At 67.1% G+C, this 4,543-nt stretch carries 7 protein-coding genes; all 7 read right to left on the minus strand.

What is annotated here, in order from left to right:
* Positions 1 to 34 precede the first annotated feature (34 nt).
* On the minus strand, positions 35 to 1,057 hold the full coding sequence (locus ACFWWQ_RS13490) for a DNA-directed RNA polymerase subunit alpha (RefSeq protein WP_143940049.1): 1,023 nt from the start codon (positions 1,055 to 1,057) through the stop codon (positions 35 to 37).
* Between the two features lie 108 nt (positions 1,058 to 1,165).
* Complete coding sequence (gene rpsD / locus ACFWWQ_RS13495) at positions 1,166 to 1,792, minus strand: 30S ribosomal protein S4 (RefSeq protein ID WP_384594959.1); 627 nt, start codon at positions 1,790 to 1,792, stop codon at positions 1,166 to 1,168.
* Between the two features lie 27 nt (positions 1,793 to 1,819).
* Positions 1,820 to 2,224 (minus strand): 30S ribosomal protein S11, encoded by a 405-nt coding sequence (rpsK, locus tag ACFWWQ_RS13500; RefSeq protein WP_004571845.1) that lies wholly within the window; start codon positions 2,222 to 2,224, stop codon positions 1,820 to 1,822.
* 93 nt (positions 2,225 to 2,317) lie between these two features.
* A complete protein-coding gene (gene rpsM, locus ACFWWQ_RS13505) occupies positions 2,318 to 2,698 on the minus strand; it encodes a 30S ribosomal protein S13 (RefSeq protein WP_384594962.1) in 381 nt (126 codons plus the stop codon).
* Positions 2,699 to 2,888: 190 nt separating this feature from the next.
* Positions 2,889 to 3,002: a 50S ribosomal protein L36 gene (gene rpmJ / locus ACFWWQ_RS13510; protein ID WP_003956441.1), complete on the minus strand. Its 114-nt coding sequence runs from the start codon at positions 3,000 to 3,002 to the stop codon at positions 2,889 to 2,891.
* A gap of 59 nt (positions 3,003 to 3,061) precedes the next feature.
* A complete protein-coding gene (infA, locus tag ACFWWQ_RS13515; protein WP_003956442.1) occupies positions 3,062 to 3,283 on the minus strand; it encodes a translation initiation factor IF-1 in 222 nt (73 codons plus the stop codon).
* A 212-nt stretch (positions 3,284 to 3,495) separates the two neighbouring features.
* A complete protein-coding gene (gene map, locus ACFWWQ_RS13520) occupies positions 3,496 to 4,338 on the minus strand; it encodes a type I methionyl aminopeptidase (RefSeq protein WP_384594965.1) in 843 nt (280 codons plus the stop codon).
* Between the last annotated feature and the right edge of the window lie 205 nt (positions 4,339 to 4,543).

Raw genomic sequence — 4,543 nt, forward strand, 5'->3', positions numbered from 1 at the left:
CCCGGGGACGCGCCCCGGGCCCGGCCGGTCAGGCTCAGTACTGCTCGGTCTCCACGAAACCCGCGTCCGCGTCGTCGTCCGCGCCGAACGCGTCGGCCGCAGCGGTCGGGTCGAACCCGGGAGGCGAGTCCTTCAGCGCCAGGCCCATGCCCGCGAGCTTGGCCTTGACCTCGTCGATCGACTTCGCACCGAAGTTGCGGATGTCGAGCAGGTCCGCCTCGGAACGGGCCACCAGCTCGCCCACCGAGTGGATGCCCTCACGCTTGAGGCAGTTGTACGACCGAACGGTGAGCTCCAGCTCCTCGATCGGCAGCGCCAGGTCGGCGGCGAGGGCGGCGTCCGTCGGGGACGGACCCATGTCGATGCCCTCGGCGTCGATGTTCAGCTCACGGGCGAGACCGAACAGCTCGACCAGGGTCTTACCGGCCGACGCCATGGCGTCACGCGGCCGCATGGCCTGCTTGGTCTCGACGTCGACGATCAGCTTGTCGAAGTCGGTGCGCTGCTCGACACGGGTCGCCTCGACCTTGTACGTGACCTTGAGCACCGGCGAGTAGATCGAGTCGACCGGGATCCGGCCGATCTCCTGGCCGACCTGCTTGTTCTGCACGGCGGAGACGTAGCCGCGACCGCGCTCGACGGTCAGCTCCATCTCCAGCTTGCCCTTGGCGTTCAGGGTCGCCAGGACCAGGTCCGGGTTGTGGACCTCGACACCGGCCGGGGGCGCGATGTCGGCGGCGGTGACCAGACCCGGGCCCTGCTTGCGCAGGTACATCACGACCGGCTCGTCGTGCTCCGAGGAGACGACCAGCTGCTTGATGTTGAGGATGAGGTCGGTGACGTCCTCCTTGACGCCCGGCACGGTGGTGAACTCGTGCAGGACACCGTCGATACGGATCGACGTGACCGCCGCACCCGGAATCGAGGAGAGGAGCGTACGGCGGAGGGAGTTACCGAGGGTGTAACCGAAGCCCGGCTCCAGGGGCTCGATCACGAACCGGGAGCGGTACTCGTCGACGACCTCTTCGGTCAGCGACGGACGCTGAGCGATAAGCATGTGTGTTCCTTCAGTCGTGGGCGCCCGCTATTTGACGCCCTCTGCTGACAAGGGTACGGGCGGCACGCGGTTCCGAAGAACCTGTGCCGCCCGAGCCCGTCGCCCTACTTACTTGGAGTAGAGCTCAACGATCAGCTGCTCCTGCACCTGGGTGTCGATCACCTGGCGCTCGGGCAGGCTGTGCACGAGGACCCGGAGGTTCGACGGGATCGCTTCCAGCCACGCCGGAACGGTCTTCTCGCCGGCCTCGGCCTTGGCCACCTCGAAGGGGGTCAGGTTCCGGGAGCCCTCGCGGACCTCGATGATGTCGTTCACGGCGACGCGGGCCGACGGGATGTCGGTCTTGCGGCCGTTCACGTTGATGTGTCCGTGACGCACCAGCTGACGGGCGTGGTCGCGGGACTTGGCGAAGCCGGCCCGGTAAACCACGTTGTCGAGGCGGGTCTCAAGGATGCGCAGAAGGTTCTCACCGGTCTTGCCGGTCTTCTGGTTCGCTTCCTTGTAGTAGTTCACGAACTGCTTCTCAAGGACACCGTAGATACGGCTGCACTTCTGCTTCTCACGAAGCTGGAGCAGGTACTCGCTGTCCTTGGTGCGCCCGCGACCGTGCTCACCCGGGGGGTAAGGACGGATCTCGATCGGGCACTTTGCGCTCTCGCACTTGCTCCCCTTGAGGAAGAGCTTCTGCTTCTCCCGACGGCAACGCTTGCAGTCGGCCCCGGTGTAACGCGCCATTGTCTAGTTGTCTCCTACTTCAGTGGGTCAGACGCGGCGGCGCTTGGGAGGGCGGCAGCCGTTGTGCGGGGTCGGGGTGACGTCCTGGATCGAACCCACCTCAAGGCCGGTGGCCTGGAGGGAGCGGATCGCGGTCTCACGGCCGGAGCCGGGACCCTTGACGAACACGTCGACCTTGCGCATGCCGTGCTCCTGCGCGCGACGGGCGGCCGACTCGGCAGCCATCTGCGCGGCGAACGGAGTCGACTTACGCGAACCCTTGAAGCCCACGTGACCGGCCGAGGCCCAGGAAATCACGTTGCCGGTCGGGTCGGTGATCGAAACGATCGTGTTGTTGAACGTGCTCTTGATGTGAGCGTGCCCGTGGGCGACGTTCTTCTTCTCCTTGCGGCGCACCTTCTTGGCGCCGGCCGTACGGCCCTTCGGAGGCATGAAATTCTCCTAATGGAGGTGGTCGGTCCTACAGCGAAGACCGCTGACTTCCGCGGTCCGGGAAACCGGAACCGCAGTGCGTCCTGCTGAGGACTACTTCTTGCCCGGCTTCTTCTTGCCGGCGATCGCGCGACGCGGGCCCTTGCGGGTACGGGCGTTCGTGCTGGTGCGCTGGCCGTGGACCGGAAGGCCGCGGCGGTGACGCAGACCCTGGTAGCAGCCGATCTCGACCTTGCGGCGGATGTCGGCCTGGATCTCGCGACGGAGGTCACCCTCGGTCTTGAGGTTGTTGTCCACGTACTCGCGGATCTTGATCAGGTCTTCCTCGGCCAGGTCGCGAACCCGGGTGTCCGGGTTCACGCCGGTGGCGGCGAGGGTCTGCTGCGACAGCGTGCGCCCGATGCCGAAGACGTAGGTGAGGGCGACCTCAACGCGCTTTTCGCGCGGGAGATCAACGCCTGCGAGGCGTGCCATTGATGTGGCTCCTGATGGCTATTCGGAGGTCTTCCGCAGCACCGTTCCCGTAAAACTCAGCTGAATTACGAGCCGGGCCCCGGCCTCCGAGCCGGGGGTTTCGTCCCACGCGAAGAACGCGGGGGTCGGGTGTCTGCGTATGTACGAATTACGTGCGTCGCGCGAACTGCGAAATGCAGGTGGTCGTGCGTCAGCCCTGGCGCTGCTTGTGGCGCAGGTTGTCGCAGATGACCATGACCCGGCCGTGGCGGCGGATCACCTTGCACTTGTCGCAGATCTTCTTGACGCTCGGCTTGACCTTCATGGGTGTGAGGTTCTCCGGGTCAGTGCCGTCACCCCGGCGGAGCGGGGCGCCGACAAGATCTACTTGTAGCGGTAGACGATCCGGCCACGCGTCAGGTCGTACGGAGACAGCTCCACCACGACCCGGTCATCCGGGAGGATGCGGATGTAGTGCATCCGCATCTTGCCGCTGATGTGCGCGAGGACCTTGTGACCGTTCTGGAGCTCTACCTTGAACATCGCGTTCGGCAGAGACTCGATCACGGTGCCCTCGATCTCGATGGCACCTTGCTTCTTGGCCACGCTTCGCCTTTCGAATCGGCTACCTTGATCGGCTCTCCCGCGGGAGCCACCACACCAAGGGCAGGCGGATGCACGAGAGCCGACGCGTCAGTCTACGTCAGAGGCAACGGAAAGACGAATCCACGATTATTGCCCAACCCGGGAGATCCTTATGCCACCGCCCCGCGACCCGTCGCACTTCCTTCACGCCGGGCCCCGCGCGGCACCCGCCGTCAGGCTCCCGCGACCGGGTCCGGCGCCGCCGTGACGCCCAGCTCCGCGAGCTTCGCGCGACCGCCGTCGACCGCGGTCAGCACCAGCGGACCCTCCTCGGTCAACGCCACCGAGTGCTCCCAGTGCGAGGACCAGCCGCCGTCGTTCGTCTTGACCGTCCACTCGTCGTCGAGGACGTGCGTCTTGTGCGTGCCGAGATTGACCATCGGCTCGATCGCGATGCAGAAACCGGACACCAGCTTCGGCCCGCGGCCGCGCTTGCGGTCGACGTAGTTCAGCAGATGCGGGTCCATGTGCATCTGCGAGCCGATGCCGTGGCCGCCGTACTCCTCGACGATGCCGTACTTCCCGTTCGACGGGCGCGGCTGGCGGCGGATGTAGCCCTCGATCGCCTTGGAGATGTCGATCAGCCGGTTGCCCTTGGCGACCGCGGCGACCCCGGCCCACATGGACTCCTCGGTCACCCGGCTCAGCTCGACCAGCTCCGCGGCGTGCCCGGACCCGACGAACGCGGTGTACGCGGCATCGCCGTGCCAGCCGTCGATGATCGCGCCGCAGTCGATGGAGATGATGTCGCCGTCGCGGAGGACCGTTTCGTCGTCCGGGATGCCGTGGACGACCACGTCGTTCACCGACGTGCAGATCGTCGCGGGGAAACCGCCGTACCCGAGGAAGTTCGACGTCGCGCCGTGCTCGGCGAGGACCTTGCGGGCCACCTCGTCCAGATCCCGGGTGGTCGCGCCCGGCACCGCCGTCTCACGGGTCGCGGCGTGAATGGCGGCGACCACCAGGCCCGCCTCGCGCATCTTCGCGATCTGCTGAGGGGTCTTGATCTCCACCATGGCGGGTAACGCCTTCCTGAACCGACTGTGCCGACAACCGCGTCGTTCGCACGGCCGACCACCGCGCGGGCGCGCCCGCCCCTCCATACGATACGGCCGCCGGGGGGCCCCCCCCCCCCCCCCCCCGCCCCGCGCCCCCCCCGCCCCGGGCAGGCGCCCAGCCCCGCGGCCCAGGGCGGCCCCGGCGGCCGGACGGAGCAGAACT

The organism is Streptomyces sp. NPDC059080 (genome assembly GCF_042739975.1).
In the GTDB taxonomy this organism is placed as follows: Bacteria; Actinomycetota; Actinomycetes; order Streptomycetales; family Streptomycetaceae; genus Streptomyces; species Streptomyces benahoarensis.